This window comes from Frigoribacterium sp. VKM Ac-2836 (assembly GCF_013248995.1).
In the GTDB taxonomy this organism is placed as follows: domain Bacteria; phylum Actinomycetota; class Actinomycetes; order Actinomycetales; family Microbacteriaceae; genus Frigoribacterium.
Map to the genome: position 1 here is coordinate 167,969 of NZ_JABRPK010000002.1, position 19,374 is coordinate 187,342.

Annotated in this window: 19 protein-coding genes and 2 tRNA genes; 12 read left to right on the forward strand and 9 right to left on the reverse strand. The window is 65.8% G+C overall.

Annotated features, from left to right (window positions below):
- Positions 1-189: 189 nt before the first annotated feature.
- From HRF36_RS07090 to rpmH, 8 genes are all read right to left on the reverse strand, one after another.
- Positions 190-1,137, reverse strand: coding sequence for a ParB/RepB/Spo0J family partition protein (locus HRF36_RS07090; RefSeq protein WP_173208437.1), 948 nt, complete (start codon positions 1,135-1,137; stop codon positions 190-192).
- Positions 1,137-2,039 (reverse strand): ParA family protein, encoded by a 903-nt coding sequence (locus HRF36_RS07095; protein ID WP_371740135.1) that lies wholly within the window; start codon positions 2,037-2,039, stop codon positions 1,137-1,139. The genes HRF36_RS07090 and HRF36_RS07095 overlap by 1 nt, the downstream gene beginning before the upstream one ends.
- A gap of 243 nt (positions 2,040-2,282) precedes the next feature.
- Positions 2,283-2,921 (reverse strand): 16S rRNA (guanine(527)-N(7))-methyltransferase RsmG, encoded by a 639-nt coding sequence (gene rsmG / locus HRF36_RS07100; RefSeq protein WP_173208441.1) that lies wholly within the window; start codon positions 2,919-2,921, stop codon positions 2,283-2,285.
- Positions 2,922-2,931: 10 nt separating this feature from the next.
- Complete coding sequence (locus HRF36_RS07105) at positions 2,932-3,495, reverse strand: R3H domain-containing nucleic acid-binding protein (protein WP_173208443.1); 564 nt, start codon at positions 3,493-3,495, stop codon at positions 2,932-2,934.
- Positions 3,492-4,448 (reverse strand): membrane protein insertase YidC, encoded by a 957-nt coding sequence (yidC, locus tag HRF36_RS07110; RefSeq protein WP_173208444.1) that lies wholly within the window; start codon positions 4,446-4,448, stop codon positions 3,492-3,494. Before yidC ends, HRF36_RS07105 begins: the two co-directional genes overlap by 4 nt.
- 10 nt (positions 4,449-4,458) lie before the next feature.
- A complete protein-coding gene (gene yidD, locus HRF36_RS07115) occupies positions 4,459-4,821 on the reverse strand; it encodes a membrane protein insertion efficiency factor YidD (RefSeq protein WP_173208446.1) in 363 nt (120 codons plus the stop codon).
- Positions 4,818-5,153, reverse strand: a complete 336-nt coding sequence (gene rnpA / locus HRF36_RS07120) for a ribonuclease P protein component (protein WP_173208448.1) — start codon at positions 5,151-5,153, stop codon at positions 4,818-4,820. The genes yidD and rnpA overlap by 4 nt, the downstream gene beginning before the upstream one ends.
- 8 nt (positions 5,154-5,161) lie before the next feature.
- A complete protein-coding gene (gene rpmH, locus HRF36_RS07125; protein ID WP_043595303.1) occupies positions 5,162-5,299 on the reverse strand; it encodes a 50S ribosomal protein L34 in 138 nt (45 codons plus the stop codon).
- A gap of 384 nt (positions 5,300-5,683) precedes the next feature.
- On the opposite strand from rpmH, the gene dnaA reads away from it, so the two are divergent.
- The 10 genes from dnaA (at position 5,684) to HRF36_RS07175 (ending at position 17,089) form a co-directional block, all read left to right on the forward strand.
- Positions 5,684-7,099, forward strand: a complete 1,416-nt coding sequence (gene dnaA / locus HRF36_RS07130) for a chromosomal replication initiator protein DnaA (RefSeq protein WP_173208449.1) — start codon at positions 5,684-5,686, stop codon at positions 7,097-7,099.
- A gap of 495 nt (positions 7,100-7,594) precedes the next feature.
- Entirely contained in the window at positions 7,595-8,743 is a 1,149-nt protein-coding gene (gene dnaN / locus HRF36_RS07135; RefSeq protein WP_173208451.1) for a DNA polymerase III subunit beta, read from the forward strand.
- Positions 8,744-8,804: 61 nt separating this feature from the next.
- A complete protein-coding gene (gene gnd, locus HRF36_RS07140; RefSeq protein ID WP_173208453.1) occupies positions 8,805-9,692 on the forward strand; it encodes a phosphogluconate dehydrogenase (NAD(+)-dependent, decarboxylating) in 888 nt (295 codons plus the stop codon).
- A 17-nt stretch (positions 9,693-9,709) separates the two neighbouring features.
- Positions 9,710-10,930, forward strand: a complete 1,221-nt coding sequence (recF, locus tag HRF36_RS07145; protein ID WP_173208455.1) for a DNA replication/repair protein RecF — start codon at positions 9,710-9,712, stop codon at positions 10,928-10,930.
- Positions 10,927-11,481 (forward strand): DciA family protein, encoded by a 555-nt coding sequence (locus HRF36_RS07150; RefSeq protein ID WP_173208457.1) that lies wholly within the window; start codon positions 10,927-10,929, stop codon positions 11,479-11,481. The genes recF and HRF36_RS07150 overlap by 4 nt, the downstream gene beginning before the upstream one ends.
- 166 nt (positions 11,482-11,647) lie before the next feature.
- Entirely contained in the window at positions 11,648-13,621 is a 1,974-nt protein-coding gene (gene gyrB, locus HRF36_RS07155; protein WP_173208459.1) for a DNA topoisomerase (ATP-hydrolyzing) subunit B, read from the forward strand.
- A 77-nt stretch (positions 13,622-13,698) separates the two neighbouring features.
- Positions 13,699-16,386, forward strand: coding sequence for a DNA gyrase subunit A (gyrA, locus tag HRF36_RS07160; RefSeq protein ID WP_173208461.1), 2,688 nt, complete (start codon positions 13,699-13,701; stop codon positions 16,384-16,386).
- The gene (locus tag HRF36_RS07165; protein WP_043595295.1) at positions 16,379-16,786 is read left to right on the forward strand and encodes a DUF3566 domain-containing protein; all 408 of its coding nucleotides are present in this window, start codon (positions 16,379-16,381) and stop codon (positions 16,784-16,786) included. Before gyrA ends, HRF36_RS07165 begins: the two co-directional genes overlap by 8 nt.
- Positions 16,787-16,859: 73 nt before the next feature.
- Positions 16,860-16,933: transfer RNA gene (locus HRF36_RS07170), tRNA-Ile, on the forward strand.
- 83 nt (positions 16,934-17,016) lie between these two features.
- Positions 17,017-17,089: transfer RNA gene (locus tag HRF36_RS07175), tRNA-Ala, on the forward strand.
- 154 nt (positions 17,090-17,243) lie between these two features.
- On the opposite strand, the gene HRF36_RS07180 is transcribed toward HRF36_RS07175, so the two are convergent.
- Positions 17,244-17,780, reverse strand: coding sequence for a hypothetical protein (locus HRF36_RS07180; RefSeq protein ID WP_173208463.1), 537 nt, complete (start codon positions 17,778-17,780; stop codon positions 17,244-17,246).
- Between the two features lie 137 nt (positions 17,781-17,917).
- Here HRF36_RS07180 and HRF36_RS07185 point away from each other — a divergent pair, with 137 nt between their 5' ends.
- Both HRF36_RS07185 and HRF36_RS07190 read left to right on the forward strand, forming a co-directional pair.
- Entirely contained in the window at positions 17,918-18,457 is a 540-nt protein-coding gene (locus tag HRF36_RS07185) for a peptidylprolyl isomerase (RefSeq protein WP_173208464.1), read from the forward strand.
- Positions 18,458-19,306: a rhomboid family intramembrane serine protease gene (locus HRF36_RS07190; RefSeq protein ID WP_173208466.1), complete on the forward strand. Its 849-nt coding sequence runs from the start codon at positions 18,458-18,460 to the stop codon at positions 19,304-19,306.
- Positions 19,307-19,374 lie beyond the last annotated feature (68 nt).

Below are 19,374 nucleotides of genomic sequence, written 5' to 3' on the forward strand. Positions count from 1 at the left end.
ACGACTAGATGGACGTGATAGTTCTCCCACCGTGTGGAGACGCCCTGGTGCCGCCGAGACCCGCGTTTCACGTGAAACATCGACAACTGCGAGGACCGCACGTCATTTAGCTCTAACCCTCACCGGGAGAGCTAGCCAGACAGTGTTTCACGTGAAACGACGCGGAGGCCGCGCGTGGATCTGTCTGTACTAACCCTCTTGTTCGTGCCCCAACTCGCCGAGAATACGCTTGAGGTCCTGCATGGATGCGAAGTCGATGGTGATCGACCCCTTCCGCGCACCGAGTGATACCTTGACCCGAGTCTCGAAGCGATCCCCCAGGCTTTCGGCCACCTCGTCGAGATGCGCCTGGTGCTGCCCCGGGGTCGCTGTGCGAGTCGTCTTGGGCTTGGCACTACCGCCAGCCGCGATCGCCTCAGCAGCCCGGACGCTGAGGTCTTCGTTGACGATGCGGTCCGCAAGGCGAGCCATCAGCACGGGGTCGCCTGTGCTCAGGATGGCGCGCGCGTGACCGGCCGTGAGGACTCCCGAGGCGACCCGGCGCTGGACGGCCGCCGGCAGGCGCAACAACCTCAAGGTGTTCGTGATCTGGGGACGGCTTCGACCGATGCGTGTGGCCAACTCGTCCTGCGTGATGCCGAAGTCGGCAAGAAGTTGCTGATAGGCGGACGCTTCTTCAAGCGGGTTGAGTTCAGCGCGGTGCAGGTTCTCGAGCAATGCGTCGCGCAACATGGCATCGTCCGCCGTGTCTTTGACGATGGCCGGGATCGTCGCGAGCCCCAATTCTTTGGTGGCACGGAGACGACGCTCGCCCATGACCAACTCATACTGAGCTGTACCTTTGCCGCCCTTCTTGATGGGACGGACCACGATGGGCTGCAGCACGCCCACCTCACGGATGGACGTCACCAGTTCAGCGAGCTCCTCCTCACGGAACTCGGCTCGAGGCTGCTGCGCATTGGGCGTGATGTCGAGCGGGTTCAAGTTGGCCAGACGGGCCCCCGGTACGGCGATGAGCTCGTCGGCCGTCTGCTGCGCAGTCGGGAAGAACACGTCCACGGGACGGTCCTGGCTCTCGTCGGAGACAGGGATGAGGGCGCCGATGCCGCGCCCGAGGCCGGTTCGCTTGGTTGCCATTACTGGGGTGCTCCTCGACGTGCTAGTTCGGCGGCCGCCTCGAGGTACGAGATCGACCCGGGGGAGTTGGTGTCGTAACTGATGACCGTCTGGCCGTAACCCGGCGCCTCACTGATGCGAACCGAGCGGGGAATCAACGTCGTGAGGGCTTCATCAGGGAAATGCTCGCGCACGTCGGCGACGACTTGCTGAGCCAGGTTCGTCCGACCGTCGTACATCGTCAACAGAATGCTCGATACCTTGAGCTTCGGGTTGAGATGTTTCTCGATCAACTGGATGTTGCGCAACAGCTGACTCAAGCCTTCCAGTGCGTAGTACTCACACTGGATGGGGATGAGAACCTCACTGGCCGCTACGAACGCGTTGATCGTGAGCAACCCGAGCGATGGTGGGCAGTCGATGAACACGTAGTCGTACCGGTCGCCGGCCTGCTCGGTGGTCGCGAGGTACTCCGACAGTGCTCTGCTCAGACGCTGCTCACGAGCGACCAACGACACGAGCTCGATCTCGGCGCCGGCGAGGTGGATGGTCGCGGGGATGCAGAACAGGGTGTCGAACTCGGGGCTCTTCTGCACCACGTCCGCGACCTCGCCGTCGTTGACGACGACGTCGTAGACGCTCGGTGTCTCGGCACGGTGCTCCACGCCGAGAGCCGTCGATGCGTTGCCCTGAGGATCGAGATCGATGACCAAGACCTTGGCTCCGCTCCTCGCGAGAGCAGCCGAGAGGTTGACGGTGGTGGTCGTCTTGCCGACTCCACCCTTCTGGTTGGACACAGTGATCACCCGTGTCGCTGCCGGTGCCGGCAGCGGTTCGCGCGACAGAGCCTGCTTCCGGCGATTCAGGTCGGCAAGCTCTCGAGCCAGGGGAGTGCTTCTGTCGTCGTCAGCCGAGGAACTCACTGAAGGGGTCTCCGTATCGCCATGTTTCACGTGAAACGACCTACCCAGAGGTGTGACCACACCACTCAGAGGCGGCTCGATGGTCTTCGGGGATCGAAGGCCGAGTCTATCGTGAGGCCCCGACAAAGATATGGACCTCAGATCCGCGTCGCCGCCGCCCCACCGACGCATCCCGGACCGATGAGCCGCCCTGAGTTACGAAGTCCTGACTAGAGGCCCTTTTTGAAACCTAGGGTCGCGCCTTCAGTCGAGTGTGGCGATGAACACCCTGGTCGTCTCGTCCACGAGCCCGACGCCCAACTCCCGGGCCTCGACGTCGATCAGATGGTGGCGAGCGATGACCTTGCGAGCCGCGGCGATCTCGTCGTCGACCCTCGCTCCCTTCATCAGCAACAACTGACCCCCCGTCTTCACCAGGGGAGCCGTCAGCGGGATCAACTTCGAGAGCGCGGACACGGCGCGAGCCGTCGCTTGATCGAGCCAGCCGTCCAGTTGGATGTCCTCGGCACGAGCTCGGACGACCTCGACGTTGTCGAGCCCCATGCGCTCGGCCTCGGCGGTCAGCCAGTCGACACGTCGCTCCATGGGCTCGATCAAGATGAGCGTGGAGTCCGGCCGTGCCGCGGCGAGCACGAGACCCGGCAACCCGGCACCCGATCCGATGTCGCCGACACGTCCGCCGGCGATGAGCAACGGCGCCAACAGGCCACAGTTGACCACGTGCCGCGTCCAGAGACGGGGCAACTCGAGCGGACCGATCAGGCCGAGTTCCTCCCCGTGCTGGGCGAGGTCGGCCACGTAGCGGCGGACGACGTCGATCCGATCGCCGAAGATGGTCGCCGCGACGTCGGGCTCGGCCTCGAGAGTCGAGATGTCGGTCATGGCCGCGAGCTCAGGGACGCGTGATGACGGTGTGGCGGTCACGGCCTTCACCCTCGGACTCCGAGGTGAAGCCTCGCGCCGCCACGATGTCGTGGACGAGCTTGCGCTCGTAGGACGACATGGGGGGGAGCGCGGCCGACGTGGCGCCGTCCTCGAGCTTGGAGACCGCGTGGTCGACCAGGCGTCCGAGCTCGGTCTCGCGCGTGGCCCGTGAACCACCGATGTCGAGGATGAGGCGCGAGAACTCGCCCGTCTTGGTCTGGACCGCGATCCGCGTCAACTCCTGGAGGGCGTTGACCGTGTCGGGCTTCGAGAGCAGACTCAGCTTCTGTTCTCCACTCGAGTCGACGGAGATGTACGAGCGGCCGCCCCGGACCTCGATGTCGATGTCGCCGTCGAAATCGCAGATGTCGAGGAGTTCCTCGATGTAGTCCGCCGCGATGTCGCCCTCGTCGAGGACGTCGGTGGCGTCGTCCGACGCGACCCGCGCCTCCTCGGTATCGACCGAGACGACGGCAGCGTCGTCTTCGGCTGCGGGCTCGACGATGTCGGTCGTGGAGTCGTCAGAGGTCATTTCTTGGCGCCGTTCTGCTTCTTGGAGCGGTTCTTGCCGACGGGCTGCGTCCGCTGGGTCGTCTTGGGCACGGCGGGAGCCGACTCGATCTCGGTCACCGTGATGCTCGGCAGGCCCTTGCGTTGCTGCCGACGGGCGAGTCGCTCTTCACGGGCGAGCGCCGCCTCGCTGCCGGGCGTGGGCATGTTGCGGATGACCAGGAACTGCTGGACCATCGTCCAGACGTTCGAGGTCAGCCAGTAGAACATGACGCCGAGGGGGAACGACAGACCCGAGAAGACGAACACGAGCGGCAGGAAGTACAAGAGCATCCGCTGCTGCTTGAACATCGGGCTGGCCTTGGTCTCGGGCGACATGTTCTTCGACACGATCTGCAGCTGGGTGATGAACTGCGAGGCGGTCATGATGACGACCATGGCGCCGGCCATGAGGCGGACCTCCCAGGTGGTCGCGCCGAGGAACGTCTCTTTCAGGGGCGCGCCGAAGAGTGCGGACTCACCGAACGAGTTCGAGAGAGCGGCGTTGAGCAGGCCGATGCCGACCTTCTCTTGCTGGGCGTTGTGCAGCACGGTGTAGAGGCTGAAGAAAATCGGCATCTGGATCAGCAACGGGAGGCAGGAGCTGAGGGGGTTGGTACCCGTGTCCTTGTAGAGCGCCATGGTCTCGCGCGACATGGCCTCGCGGCTGAACTGGTCGCGCTTGCCCTTGTACTTGTCCTGGATCTTCTTGAGCCGGGGCGCGATCTCCATCATGCGGCGCTGACTCTTGATCTGGCGCACGAAGATCGGGATGAGGCAGGCCCGCACCACGAGGACCAGGCCGACGATCGAGAGCACCCAGGTGCTGCCGGCCGCGGTGTCCATGCCGAACGCCGTGAGGACGTTGTGGAAGCCGACGAGGATCGCCTCGACGACCCATCTCAGGGGCCAGAGGATGGTGCCGATGAAGTCCATGGTGTTCGGGTCAGCCCTTTCCGTGGCTCTGTGCGACGATCCGACCGGATCCGACGAGGTCGGGGGTGGCGGTTCCGGATCGCGGTGTCACGAAGCCGGACTTCGTGACGTGGTACTTCTGTGTACGGGGCTCGGGGACGTCGTCGACGCCTCCTGCGGCCCAGGGGTGGCACCGGGCTATCCGCCAGCTGCCCATGGCCACACCGCGCACGACGCCGTGCAACTGGATGGCCTCGAGGGCGTACCTCGAACACGACGGGTAGTAGCGGCAGACGTCTCCGTAGAGCGGCGACACGACGGCGCGGTAGACGCGGAGCACGGCGACGCATGCGTTGCGAGGAAGCAACGCGATGAACTGCACCGCTCTTGTCACGCCTTCACGCCCCTGTCGACGACCTCGGAGATGTCCGTCAGCAGGGTAGACCACGCAACGTCAGGGCTGCCTGGCAAGGCTCTGATCACGACGTCGAGCCCCGGGGGGAGCGTCGGCAGGAGTTCGTGACACACGCCCTTGAGACGGCGACGGACCGTGTTGCGCACGACGGCGTTGCCGACGGTCTTGGCCACGATGAAGCCGAACCGGATCATGTCGTCGTCACGACGACGGACGTAGACGACCGAGTGCGCCGTGCCCGACTTGCGGCCACGGCGCACGGTGGTTCGGTAGTCGTCTGCGCGGACGATCCGGTTGGCCCGGGCCAACACGGAGGTGGCTACGCCGAGAGCTCGGTGCGGCCCTTGCCACGGCGGGCGGCGAGGATGGCGCGACCGGCGCGGGTGCGCATGCGGGCACGGAAACCGTGCTTCTTGGCGCGACGACGGTTGTTCGGCTGGAACGTTCTCTTGCTCATGGTGGTCCTCCAGGAAAGCGGACCAGGCCTGTTGCCACGATCCGAGAAGTCTTGTACAGCCAACGCGGCTGAAATCAACTGATTAAAAGTACGCGTGATCGGAGCCCTGGTCAAACGGCCTCTTCTCAAGGCGTTTGTCCACACTGTTGAAAACTCCGGTTGCGGACTCCACACCCGGTCGAACTAAGGTGGGTACTTCTCGCGGTACTTCCGCGTGACCACGGGGAACACGCAGCGATCCCGGCCCGAACGGCGCCAACCGATCGGTGGACAAAGCTGTGCATAACTCCTCCCGCACTCGTACCTTCGAACACCAGCGGGTGAACGCGACCCGCACGCGGAGGCGGCCGGATCCGCTGCCGCCTCGCGAGAAAGAGACTCCCAGTGGCGCACACCGTCGACCCGGTCCAGGACCTCTGGCGTTCCGTCCTCGCGACGCTGACGACCGACGATCGCATCACGCCGCAGCTGCACGGGTTCATCAGCCTGGTCGAGCCCAAGGGAGTGCTGGGCGGCACCCTGTACCTCGAGGTGCCCAACGACCTGACCCGGGGGATGCTCGAACAACGCATTCGCGAGCCGCTCCTCGAGTCCATCGCCGGGCTGGGTGACAGCTCGGTCTCGAGCTTCGCCATCACCGTCAATCCGGACATCACCCCCGACACCCTCACCCAGCAGGTCGAGCAGTCCGAGCCGGTCCACTACATCGAGGCCCCCTTCGTGCCGGCGCCGGTCGAGACGAGCGCGAGCGGCAAGCGCAACGACTCCCGCCTGAACCCGAAGTACAGCTTCGACAACTTCGTCATCGGTGCGTCGAACCGCTTCGCACACGCTGCGGCCGTCGCCGTCGCCGAGGCCCCGGCCAAGGCCTACAACCCCCTCTTCGTCTACGGCGAGTCGGGATTGGGCAAGACCCACCTTCTGCACGCCATCGGCCACTACGCCGAGACGATGTACCCGGGCATCCGCGTCCGGTACGTCAGCAGCGAGGAGTTCACGAACGACTTCATCAACTCGATCGCCAACAACCGCTCGAGCCTCTTCCAGCAGCGGTACCGCGAGATCGACATCCTGCTGATCGACGACATCCAGTTCCTGCAAGGCAAGGACAGCACCCAAGAGGCGTTCTTCCACACCTTCAACACCCTGCACGACCACGACAAGCAGCTGGTGATCACCAGCGACCTGCCGCCCAAGCACCTCACCGGCTTCGAGGACCGCATGCGGTCGCGCTTCGAGTGGGGCCTGATCACGGACGTGCAGGCTCCCGACCTCGAGACACGCATCGCCATCCTCCGTAAGAAGGCCCAGAGCGAGAAGCTGCAGATCCGGGACGAGGTGCTCGAGTTCATCGCCACCAAGGTGTCGAGCAACATCCGCGAACTCGAGGGCACGCTCATCCGGGTCACGGCCTTCGCCAGCCTCAACCGGACGGCCGTCGACCTGGCCCTCGTGCAGACGGTCCTGAAGGACTTGATCACGCTCGACGAAGACAACATCATCGCGCCGGTCGACATCATCAACCACACGGCGGACTACTTCAAGCTCACCGTGGACGACCTGTACGGTTCCTCCCGTTCGCAGGCCATCGCGACCGCTCGACAGATCGCGATGTACCTCTGCCGCGAACTCACGAGCCTGTCGCTGCCCAAGATCGGCCAGCTCTTCGGAAACCGCGACCACACGACGGTCATGTACGCCAACAAGAAGATCAGCGAGTTGATGAAGGAGCGTCGGTCGATCTACAACCAGGTGACCGAACTGACCAGCCGCATCAAGCAGGACACCCGCTACAAGTGACGGCTCGACGGGCCGAGCCGGCCCGTCCGCCCCGACCGACCCATCCGGGCGCCGACCACGTGTCGGTGCCCGTTCGTCGTCCCAGGGGCCGCACGACACGCCTCGGAGGCCTTGACGAGGGGCGTTCCACACAGTGTGGATAACTTGTGGAAACTCGTGGATAACCGCGACGGTGCTGTTCAGGGATCCGACGGGCCTGTGGGATCCCGCTCCGTGCCAAGAGGTGGTCGCTCGGATTCTTGTCATTCGGTTCCACACGTCGTCCACAAGTCACACGCTTGTAGTTCCCCCGAGCCACGGGGTTTTAAACAGGTTATCCACACTGTGCACAACGGTTAAGACTGTTAATCCTGGTTACAAGAAATTGATCGAGAGACAACCTTGTGGATCGATCGGGCCTCGAGCCACGGCTCGCGCTTCCCGGAAGGGCGAACCTCGATGCTGTGCCAGTATTAACCGGCCATCCACGAGTGTGAAGTCGATAGGGGTCCCCGCGTGAAGTTCCAGGTCAACCGTGACGTCTTCAGCGATGCTGTCTCCTTCGCGGTCAAGCTGCTGCCCCAGCGCACCACCCTGCCGATCCTCAGCGGTGTGCTGATCGAAGCCGACGCCGACGGACTGACCCTGTCGTCCTTCGACTACGAGGTCTCGGCTCAGACGAGCATCCCCGCCGAGATCGACGAACCGGGCACGATCCTCGTATCGGGCCGGCTTCTCGCCGACATCGCTAGCCGACTGCCGAACGCACCGGTCACCTTCTCCACCGAAGAGAACCGCATCGCCGTCAGTTGCGGATCCGCGAACTTCTCGCTCCTCAGCATGCCGGTCGAGGAGTACCCGACCCTCCCCACCGTCGGTGATCGCTCGGGCGTCGTTCCCGGCGACTCCTTCGCCCTCGCGGTCTCGCAGGTCGCGGTAGCCGCCTCGCGCGACGACGTCACCCCGGTCATCACGGGCGTGCAGCTCGAGGTCACCGAGAACGCCCTCTCGTTGGTCGCCACCGACCGCTACCGTGTCGCCGTCCGTGGCATCGAATTCGACCCCGGCACCGTGGCCAGCACGACCACGACCACGGCTCTCGTCCCGGCGCGCACCCTGCAAGAGGTCGGCAAGACCTTCGGCAACGCCGGCACCGTCTCGGTCTCGATCACCGGATCCGACGAGCGTGAACTCATCGCGTTCCAGGCCGACAACAAGACCGTGACCTCGCTGCTCATCAAGGGCAACTTCCCCCCGGTGAAGCGTCTCTTCCCCGACACCGTCGAGAACTACGCCGTGATCAACACGGCCGAGCTCGTCGAGTCGGTCCGCCGTGTCTCGCTCGTGCTCGAGCGCGAGGCGGCCCTCAGGTTCACGTTCACGATCGACGGCCTCACCCTCGAGGCCATCGGTAGCGAACAAGCGCAGGCGTCAGAGTCGATCGATGCGTTGTTGACGGGAGAGGACACCGTGGTCTCGTTGAAACCGCAGTTCCTCCTCGACGGTCTCGGAGCGGTTCATTCCGAGTTCGTCCGCATCTCCTTCACCAAGACGGAGAACCCGAACAAGCCCGGTCCCGTGCTGATCACCAGTCAGTCCTCGAAAGACCAGGCCGGAGCTGACAGCTACAAGTACCTGCTGCAGCCCAACCTCCTCCTGCGCTGAGAGCGCACTGCACGCAACGGTGCCGCCCCCCGGGCCCCACCGCCACGAACGAAGGATACTCATGCACATCGGCCTCGTCGGTCTCGGCAAAATGGGCAACAACATGCGCACCCGCTTGCGCGACAACGGCATCGAGGTGACCGGTTACGACGCGAACCCGGCCGTCTCCGACGTCGCCAGCCTCGCCGAGCTCGCCTCCACGCTCCCTGCTCCGCGCATCGTCTGGGTCATGGTGCCCGCGGGCGACATCACCGCCGGCGTCATCGAAGAACTCTCGAACGAGCTCTCCGAGGGCGACCTGGTCATCGACGGCGGCAACTCGAAGTTCACCAGCGACTTCGCCAACGAGAAGCTGCTCGGCGGCAAGGGCATCAAGTACGTCGACGCCGGCGTCTCGGGTGGCGTCTGGGGCAAGGACAACGGTTACGGTCTGATGGTCGGCGGGTCCGCCGAGAACGTCGCCCTGGCCCAGCCGATCTTCGACGCGCTGCGTCCCGAAGGCCCCCGCGACGAGGGCTTCGTCCACGCCGGCGACACCGGCGCGGGTCACTACGCCAAGATGGTCCACAACGGCATCGAGTACGCCATCATGCAGGCCTACGGCGAGGGCTACGAACTGCTCGAGGCCCGAAGCGACCTGATCAAGGACGTCACCGGCACCTTCAAGGCGTGGCAGCGCGGCACCGTCGTGCGCTCCTGGCTGCTCGAGCTGATGGTCCTGGCTCTCGAGGCCGACCCCAAGCTGGCCGAGATCTCGGGTTACGTCGAGGACAGCGGCGAGGGCCGCTGGACGCTCGAAGAAGCGATCAACCACGCCGTGCCGATGCCGGCGATCAGCGCGTCGATCTTCGCTCGATTCGTCTCGCGTCAGGGTGACGGCTCGCCGACCATGAAGGCCGTCGCCGCGCTGCGCAACCAGTTCGGCGGCCACGCCGTCAAGAAGGCCTAGCGCCTCCACCGGCCCGCGTGCGAGTACTGCATCTCAGCCTGACGGACTTCCGCAACTACACGTCTGCCGAAGTCAGCCTCGCGCGCGGGCCGAACCTCTTCGTCGGCAGCAACGGCCAGGGAAAGACCAACCTGGTCGAGTCCCTCGGCTACCTGTCGAGTCTCGGATCCCACCGGGTCTCGTCCGATGCCGCGCTCATCCGCCAGGGTCGCGACTCGGCCGTCGTCCGGGCTCGACTGCTCGCCGAGGACCGCGAACTCCTGGCCGAGGTGCAGATCAACCGGTCGTCACCGAATCGGGCCCAGATCAACCGGGGTGCCATCAAGCCTCGTGAGCTGCCTCGCTATTTCACGAGCGTCTTGTTCGCTCCCGAGGACCTCGCGCTTGTCCGGGGAGAACCGTCCGGACGACGCCGCTTCCTCGACGAACTGCTGGTGGCCAGGTCACCCCGCTTCGCCGGTGTGCAGACCGACTACGACCGGGTGCTCAAGCAACGCAACACGCTCCTGAAGTCGGCTCGCGCCTCCGGGGTCAGGGCGGGCCAGCTGGGCACCCTCGACATCTGGGACGAACGGCTCGTGGCCCTCGGCAGCGAGCTCGTCGTCGCCCGTGACCGACTCGCGGCCGACCTGGCGCCCGAAGTGGCTCGGGCCTATGCGGCCGTGGCCGGCGCCGATCACGCCGCGCGGCTCTCGACCGTGCTCAGCATCCGGGGCGCGACACCCGACGACGAGACGACCGCGGCCGAGGGGCCGACCGAGTCGATCCCCGCCGAGCAGGTGCCCGAGGTCTTCCGGCAGGCGCTGGCCCGCGTCCGACCGACCGAGCTCGAGCGGGGTCTGACGCTCGTCGGGCCGCACCGCGACGACCTCTTCCTCTCGCTCAACGGGCTTCCCGCGCGCGGGTACGCGAGCCACGGCGAGTCCTGGTCCTTCGCCCTCGCACTGAAGCTGGCCTCGGCCGCCGTGGTGCGGGTCGACTCACCCACGGGAGACCCGGTGATCGTCCTCGACGACGTCTTCGCCGAGCTCGACGGATCTCGTCGCGAACGGCTCGCCGATGCCGTCGCCGACTACGAGCAGGTGCTGATCACGGCCGCCGTCGAGGGCGACGTGCCTCTGAGCCTCAAGGCCCACACGGTCCGCATCGCCAAGGGGACGATCCTCGACGACGCGGTCGCCGCCACTCCGGGCGGCGACGCGCGGCCGGCCGACGGTGACACCGAGGAGGCGCGGTGAGCGTCGACGACGCACCGCAGCCTCGGGAGTCCACGCCACCCGCGCCTCCTGAACCAGAGGCGCAGCCCGACAGCGAGGCCCAGCGGGTCTACCTGCGGTTCCGCCGCGTGTTCGGTGACCCCAACTCGCGGTCGAGGGACGCCCGGAAGCGCAAGTCGATCAAGCTCGGATCGCCGAGCCAGCCCTTCGGAACCGGACGCGAACCCCGGGGCATCTCCGACGTGCTGTCCGCCGTCACGAACGAGCTCGGCTGGAACAGCCCGCTGGCGCAGTCCGAGCTGATGACGGCATGGCCCGACATGGTCGGTGCCGAGCTCGCCGCGCACTCGGATCCGGTGTCCATCGACGACGGCACCCTGACTGTGCAGTGCGACTCCACCGCGTGGGCGACCCAGCTGCGGTTGATGCGCACGCAGGTCACGACGACCATCGTGCAGCGGTACCCGGACGCGGGCATCCAGTCGGTGCGTTTCCTGGCACCCAACGCCCCGACCTGGAAACGCGGCCCCAGATCGGTTCCAGGGCGGGGCCCTCGCGATACTTATGGTTGACGAGGGTGAATCGTCCAAGTGCGGTGGGAAAATCCGTCTGAGGGCGGATTTCGCCCCGTGGCGGACGGGCCTGCGGTAGACTCGGAAGGTCGTCCGAAGGCCGCCCAGACAGCGGTCGAGTCCGGTCGGCACACCTTCGTCCCGTCCGGCAGGAGCCCCTACGCACATGTCAGCTGATCCCACCGACGCCCAGCCCGACGACACCTACGGCGCCAGTGCGATCCAGGTCCTCGAGGGTCTCGAGGCCGTGCGCAAGCGTCCCGGCATGTACATCGGCTCGACGGGCCCCCGCGGTCTGCACCACCTGGTCTACGAGATCGTCGACAACTCGGTCGACGAGGCCCTGGCCGGTCATTGCGACCACATCGAGATCACCATGCGCGAAGACGGTGGCGTGCGCGTCGTCGACAACGGCCGTGGCATCCCGGTCGACGTCCACCCCGTCGAGGGGCGGTCGACCGTCGAGGTCGTCCTGACCGTGCTGCACGCGGGCGGCAAGTTCGGCGGCGGCGGCTACGCGGTGTCCGGTGGTCTGCACGGCGTCGGCAGCTCGGTCGTCAATGCGCTCTCGAGCGAACTCGACGTCGAGGTCCGCCGACAGGGCAACGTCTACCGTCAGAGCTTCACCGACGGCGTCCCCGTGGCGCCGCTCGCCAAGGGCGAAGAAGACGACACCACGGGCACCACCATCACCTTCTGGCCCAACGCCGAGATCTTCGAGACCGTCGAGTTCGACTACGAGACGCTTCGCACCCGTTTCCAGCAGATGGCGTTCCTCAACAAGGGGCTTCGCATCGAGCTCAGCGACGAGCGCGTGCAAGAAGCCGACGCCGAGCCCCGTCACGACGTCTTCCACTACGAGAAGGGTCTCGTCGACTACGTCGAGTACCTGAACACGACCAAGAAGGTCGAGACGGTCCACGACGACATCATCGCCTTCGAGCAAGAAGACACCGAGAAGAAGATCTCGCTCGAGGTCGCGATGCAGTGGAACACCTCGTACCAAGAGAGCGTCCACACCTACGCGAACACGATCAACACGCACGAGGGCGGCACCCACGAAGAGGGCTTCCGCGCGGCACTCACCACGCTGATCAACCGCTACGCGCGCGAGAAGAACCTGCTCAAAGAGAAAGACGACAACCTCTCGGGCGACGACGTCCGCGAGGGTCTGACGGCGGTCATCTCGATCAAGCTCGGCGAACCGCAGTTCGAGGGTCAGACCAAGACCAAGCTCGGCAACACCGAGGCCAAGTCGTTCGTGCAGAAGGTCGCCGGCTCGCAGCTGAACGACTGGTTCGACCGCAACCCCAAGCAGGCCGCCGAGATCGTCCGCAAGGGCATCCTGGCCTCGCAGGCTCGTCTCGCCGCCCGCAAGGCCCGCGAGCAGACCCGCCGCAAGGGAGTGCTCGAGTCGAACGGCATGCCGGGCAAGCTCAAGGACTGCCAGAGCAAGGACCCCTCGCGCAGCGAGATCTTCATCGTCGAGGGCGACTCGGCCGGCGGCTCGGCCGTCCAGGGCCGCAACCCCGAGACGCAGGCGATCCTGCCGCTGCGCGGCAAGATCCTCAACGTCGAGAAGGCCCGTCTCGACCGTGCCCTCGGCAACAACGAGGTGCAGGCCATGATCAAGGCCTTCGGCGCCGACATCGGAGAAGACTTCGACCCCGACAAGGCGAGGTACCACAAGATCGTCCTGATGGCCGATGCCGACGTCGACGGGCAGCACATCACGACGTTGCTGCTCACCCTGCTCTTCCGCTACATGCGTCCGCTGATCGACCTCGGCTACGTCTACCTCGCGCAGCCTCCGCTCTACAAGCTCAAGTGGAGCAACGCCAGCCACGAGTACGTCTACAGCGACGCCGAACGAGACGCCGTGCTCGTGTCGGGTCGGGCGGCCGGCAAGCGCATCCCGAAAGAGAACGCGATCCAGCGGTACAAGGGCCTCGGCGAGATGGATTACAAAGAGCTGTGGGAGACCACGATGGACCCCGACACCCGCACGCTGCTGCAGGTGACGCTCGAGGACGCCGTCGCCGCTGACACCATCTTCGACACCCTGATGGGTGAGAACGTCGAGTCGCGTCGCAACTTCATCCAGCAGAACGCGAAAGACGTCCGCTTCCTCGACATCTGATGCGCGCCTCCGGCTGAACCGGAGCACGCCCGCGCCCCGACGAGCACCACGGGGCAGACCACGACAAACGGAGAATCATGGCCGACGAGCCGACAGACACCCCCGAGGGCACCGACGCCGAGGGGGCCCAGACCTTCGCCGAGGCGCCCAAGCGCGACAGCATCGAGCAGGTCGACCTGCAGCTCGAGATGCAACGCTCGTACCTCGACTACGCGATGAGCGTCATCGTCGGTCGGGCCCTGCCCGAGGTCCGAGACGGCCTGAAGCCCGTGCACCGCCGTGTCATCTACGCGATGTACGACGGCGGCTACCGCCCCGACCGTGCCTTCTCGAAGTGCTCTCGCGTCGTCGGCGACGTGATGGGCCAGTTCCACCCCCATGGCGACACGGCCATCTACGACGCGCTCGTCCGTCTCGTCCAGCCGTGGAGCCTGCGCTACCCGCTCGCTCTCGGGCAGGGCAACTTCGGCTCGCCCGGCAACGACGGCGCCGCCGCCCCGCGGTACACCGAGACGAAGATGGCCCCGTTGGCCCTCGAGATGGTGCGCGACATCGACGAGGACACCGTCGACTTCCAGGACAACTACGACGGTCGCACCCGCGAGCCGGCGATCCTGCCCAGCCGGTTCCCCAACCTGCTGGTCAACGGCTCGGTCGGCATCGCCGTCGGCATGGCGACGAACATCCCCCCGCACAACCTGCGCGAGGTCGCGTCGGGTGCCCAGTGGTACCTCGAGAACCCCACGGCGACGCGCGAAGAGCTGCTCGAGGCGCTCATGCAGCGCGTCAAGGGCCCCGATTTCCCGACGGGCGCGCAGATCCTCGGCGTCCGCGGCATCCAGGACGCCTACCGCACGGGTCGCGGTTCGATCACGATGCGCGCGGTCGTCAACGTCGAAGAGATCCAGGGCCGCACCTGTCTCGTCGTGACCGAGCTGCCGTACCAGGTCAACCCCGACAACCTCGCCATCAAGATCGCCGAGCTGGTCAAGGACGGTCGCATCGGCGGCATCGCCGACATCCGTGACGAGACCTCGGGTCGCACCGGCCAGCGCCTCGTCATCGTGCTCAAGCGCGACGCCGTCGCCAAGGTGGTGCTGAACAACCTCTACAAGCACACGAGCCTGCAAGAGAACTTCGGTGCGAACATGCTCGCCATCGTCGATGGCGTGCCCCGCACCCTCGCGCTCGACGGGTTCATCTCGGCGTGGGTCGACCACCAGATCGACGTCATCCAGCGCCGCACGCGTTTCCGCCTGAAGAAGGCCGAAGCCGATGCGCACATCCTGCGGGGCTACCTCAAGGCTCTCGACGCCCTCGACGAGGTCATCGCGCTCATCCGTCGGTCGCCGACCGTCGAGGAGGCGCGCGCGGGTCTCATGGAGCTCCTCGACGTGGACGAGATCCAGGCCTCGGCCATCCTCAACCTGCAGCTGCGTCGCCTGGCCGCCCTCGAGCGCCAGAAGATCCAGGACGACGCCGACAAGCTCGAGCGTGAGATCGCCGACTACCAGGACATCCTCGCCAAGCCGGAGCGTCAGCGCACGATCGTCAGTGACGAGCTCGCCGAGATCACCGACAAGTACGGCGACGACCGCCGTACCGAGATCATGTTCGGCTTCGACGGCGACATGAGCGTCGAAGACCTGATCCCCGAAGAAGAGATGGTCGTCACCATCACCCGTGGTGGCTACGTCAAGCGCACGCGCAGCGACAACTACCGCAGCCAGCACCGTGGCGGCAAGGGCGTCCGCGGTGCGCAGCTGCGCGCGGACGACGTCGTGAACCACTTCTTCGTCACCACCACCCACCACTGGTTGTTGTTCCTCACGAACAAGGGCCGGGTCTACCGCGCCAAGACGTACGAGCTGCAAGAGGCCGGCCGCGACGCCAAGGGTCAGCACGTGGCCAACCTGCTGGCCATGCAGCCCGACGAGCAGATCTCGCAGGTGCTCGACATCCGCGACTACGAGGTCGCCGACTACCTGGTGCTCGCCACGCGTGACGGCCTCATCAAGAAGACGGCGCTCACCGAGTACGACACGAACCGCACCGGCGGCATCATCGCCATCAACCTGCGCGACGACGACGAGCTCGTCTCGGCCCTGCTCGTCGACGAGCACGACGATCTGCTGCTCGTCTCCCGTCACGGCATGTCCCTGCGCTTCACGGCCACCAACGAGTCGCTGCGCCCCATGGGCAGGTCGACCTCGGGCGTGAAGGGCATGACCTTCCGCGACGACGACACGCTGCTCAGCGCCTCCGTCGTCGGCGAGGAGGGCTACGTCTTCGTCGTCACCGAGGGCGGTTACGCCAAGCGCACCGCTGCCGACCAGTACCGCGTCCAGAACCGCGGCGGTCTGGGCATCAAGGTCGCCAAGCTCGCGGAGGCGCGGGGAGACCTCGCCGGCGCGTTGATCGTCGGCGAGGACGACGAGGTGCTCGTGGTCCTGTCCGGAGGCAAAGTGGTCCGATCGGCCGTCTCCGAGGTCCCGGCCAAGGGTCGGGACACGATGGGTGTCGTCTTCGCCCGCTTCGCGAGCGACGATCGCATCATCGCGGTGGCGCGCAACAGCGAACGCAACCTCGCGGCCGAGGTCGACGAGAGTGCGGACGCCGTGGCCGAGGCCGTAGTGTCTGTCGAGTCCGTCGAGTCCGTCGACGCCGACAACGAGATCCCCACGACCGACGCCACGTCGGTCGAAGCCGAGTCGACCGACGACGAGGCCCCCGGAACCGCCGGAGAGGAAACGAACAATGAGTAGTGTCGCCGAGAGACTGCAGAAGAAGGCGAAACGACCGTCCGGCACCAAGCAGGTCCGTCTCAAGCTCGTCTACATCGACTTCTGGTCGGTCGTGAAGCTGGCCTTCCTGATCTCGGTCGCGATCGGCATCATCACGGTCGTCGCCACCTTCTTGATCTGGGCGATCCTCAACCAGACCGGCATCTTCGACGATCTGGACGCCTTGCTGCGTGACATCCTCGGCGACTCGAGCTTCTCGATCCAGGACACGTTCAACGTCGGTCAGATCATGCTCTTCTCGATCGTCGTGGCCATCCTCAACGTGGTCGTCGGCACGGTCCTCGGTGCGATCGTGGCCGTGCTCTACAACCTGAGCGTGCGCATCACCGGCGGCCTGCTCGTCGGTTTCACCAACAACTGATCCACCGCTCGGGTCGGCGCGAACCGCCGATTCGAGTTCGCCGTCGTGGTGCTGTAGGCTTTACGACGGTCCGGGGGCTATAGCTCAGGCGGTTAGAGCGCTTCGCTGATAACGAAGAGGTCATAGGTTCAAGTCCTATTAGCCCCACGCAGTACTGGTCTCATTCTCTGCTCGTCTGCTGACGGGTACGAGGGTGAAATCATGCTCGTTCCCCCGGTGACCGGGGGGTCGGGGCCTTAGCTCAGTTGGTAGAGCGCCTGCTTTGCAAGCAGGATGTCGGGAGTTCGATTCTCCCAGGCTCCACTCGATTGCCTTGCCCCTGCTCGCTGACGAAATCAGCGAGCAGGGGCAATTCTCATTCCGTGCTCTTTTCTGCGCCGCCGCCCCTGCGGCGCAGGGGCGGTGACGACGACGGGCCCGCCTCCGAGGGAGGCGGGCCCATCGTGGGGGGCGGTGACTAGGCCTTGGTGTCGGCGTCGTCGTCGGCGACCCAGAGCTCGTCGTCGGCGCGCAGCGTCTGCACCGCCGCGAAGACCAGCGCGCCGAGGGCCACGACGCCCAGGCCGATCAGCAGGACACCACCGACGCCGGGGCCGGACTTCTGCTGGTGCGGAACGTACTTCGCCGCCGCCTTCTTGCCCTGCTTCTTGGCGTTCTTGACGGCCTTCTTGACCTTGGGGTCGTTGGCGAGGTCGAAGTTGCCGAGGGCCGACGAGAAGGCCGGGTACACGTCGTGCTTCAGGCGGTCCTGGGCGACCGAGGCGTAGTGCGACCCGGTCGAGAGGCCCTGCGACACCGCGGGGCGGACGTTGGAGTCCACGGCGTGCTTGATCTGGGGGACGACCTTCTTGTTCGCGATCTTGACGGCGTCGTCGCGGTATCCGCCGATGACCTTGCCGGCGTGGTCGATCACGCCGCGCTGCTCACCCCACACCGCCGCAGCGTGCTTCTTGAACTTCTTGAGTTCTTTCTTCTGCTTGCGTGACAGGGCCATGAACGTTCCTCCAACGAGTAGGCAGTGGAGCCAGCGTCGCTGGCCCGTCCCAGTGTGGCACGGAGGTTCCTGACAGGTCACGGAACGGACCCTGGGGAGTCGCTGGTGCGCCGAGGTGGCTGTGGGAGAATGACGACATGTCAACGCACACCGCTGTCGCAACCCTCAAGACCAACCACGGCACCATCAAGGTGAACCTCTTCGGTGACCACGCCCCGAAGACGGTCGCGAACTTCGTCGGCCTCGCCACCGGCACGAAAGAGTGGACCCACCCGGCCACCGGCAAGGTCAGCACCGACAAGCTCTACGACGGCGTGGTCTTCCACCGCATCATCAAGGACTTCATGCTCCAGGGCGGCGACCCGCTCGGGCAGGGAGTCGGCGGGCCCGGCTTCCAGTTCGACGACGAGATCCACCCCGAGCTCAACTTCAACGCTCCATACATCTTCGCCATGGCCAACGCCGGCACGCGCGGGGGCAAGGGCACCAACGGTTCGCAGTTCTTCATCACGACGGTTCCGACCCCGTGGCTGCAGGGCAAGCACACCATCTTCGGTGAGGTCGCCGACGACGAGTCCAAGAAGGTCGTCGACGCGATCGAGGCCGTCAAGACCGACGCGCGCGACAAGCCCCTCGAGGACGTGGTGCTCGAGAGCGTCACCATCGACGAGGTCTAGGTGACCGATCCGCACGATCGGGCGAACTACTGCTACCGGCACCCCGACCGGCAGAGCTTCGTCCTCTGCCAGCGGTGCGGCCGCACCATCTGTGGTGAGTGCCAGACACCCGCCGCCGTCGGTGTGCACTGCCCGGAGTGCGTGAAGGAGGCGCGGGGCAACGCACCGCGCCTCCAACCGCAGGTCGTCGGTCGGGTCCGCAGCGCGTCGCGGCGTGGAGTGCCCGTGGTCACCTACGGCATCATCGGTGTGACTCTCGCGGTCTTCCTGTTGCAGCTCGTGACCGGGACGGGCAACGGCGTCGTCACGAGGGCCCTGGCCTTCTACGCACCACTCGAGATCGTGCAGCCGTGGCGTGCCGTGACGACGATGCTCGTCCACGGCAGCATCCTGCACATCCTCTTCAACATGTACTCGCTGTACATCTTCGGAGCAGAGCTCGAACGTCAGCTGGGTCGAGGTCGGTTCGCCGCGCTCTACTTCTTGTCCGGCATCGGTGGGTCGGCGGCCGTGGCCCTGTTGGCTCCGGGTAATTTCGTCGTTGGTGCCTCCGGCGCGATCTTCGGCTTGATGGCTGCGTTCTTCGTCATAGCCCGCAGTCTCGGCGGTCGGAGCATCCAGCTCCTGGTGCTCGTCGGCATCAACCTGGCGATCGGCTTCATCGTGCCCGGCATCGCCTGGCAGGCCCACCTCGGCGGGATCGTCGTGGGCGGGGTCATCGCGTTCCTCTTCTCGAAGACCCGTCATCGGTCCAAGCGCGCGGTGCAGATCGCCGTGCTCGTCGCGATCGGCGTCGTCGTGGTCGCGGCCCTCCTCGTCAGATCGGCTCAGCTCGTGGGACTGCTCTGAGACGACTGACTCCTGAACGACGAGAGGCGGCTCCCCCGGGGGAGCCGCCTCTTCTCGTCGGCCGACGC

What these genes read in the sequence shown, in the direction of transcription:
- HRF36_RS07090 (WP_173208437.1), bottom strand. Translation starts at nt 1,137, where the DNA reads ATGGCAACCAAGCGAACCGGCCTCGGGCGCGGCATCGGCGCCCTCATC.
- rsmG (WP_173208441.1), bottom strand. Translation starts at nt 2,921, where the DNA reads ATGACCGACATCTCGACTCTCGAGGCCGAGCCCGACGTCGCGGCGACC.
- HRF36_RS07105 (WP_173208443.1), bottom strand. Translation starts at nt 3,495, where the DNA reads ATGACCTCTGACGACTCCACGACCGACATCGTCGAGCCCGCAGCCGAA.
- yidC (WP_173208444.1), bottom strand. Translation starts at nt 4,448, where the DNA reads ATGGACTTCATCGGCACCATCCTCTGGCCCCTGAGATGGGTCGTCGAG.
- rpmH (WP_043595303.1), bottom strand. Translation starts at nt 5,299, where the DNA reads ATGAGCAAGAGAACGTTCCAGCCGAACAACCGTCGTCGCGCCAAGAAG.
- gnd (WP_173208453.1), top strand. Translation starts at nt 8,805, where the DNA reads ATGCACATCGGCCTCGTCGGTCTCGGCAAAATGGGCAACAACATGCGC.
- gyrB (WP_173208459.1), top strand. Translation starts at nt 11,648, where the DNA reads ATGTCAGCTGATCCCACCGACGCCCAGCCCGACGACACCTACGGCGCC.
- gyrA (WP_173208461.1), top strand. Translation starts at nt 13,699, where the DNA reads ATGGCCGACGAGCCGACAGACACCCCCGAGGGCACCGACGCCGAGGGG.
- HRF36_RS07165 (WP_043595295.1), top strand. Translation starts at nt 16,379, where the DNA reads ATGAGTAGTGTCGCCGAGAGACTGCAGAAGAAGGCGAAACGACCGTCC.
- HRF36_RS07180 (WP_173208463.1), bottom strand. Translation starts at nt 17,780, where the DNA reads ATGGCCCTGTCACGCAAGCAGAAGAAAGAACTCAAGAAGTTCAAGAAG.
- HRF36_RS07185 (WP_173208464.1), top strand. Translation starts at nt 17,918, where the DNA reads ATGTCAACGCACACCGCTGTCGCAACCCTCAAGACCAACCACGGCACC.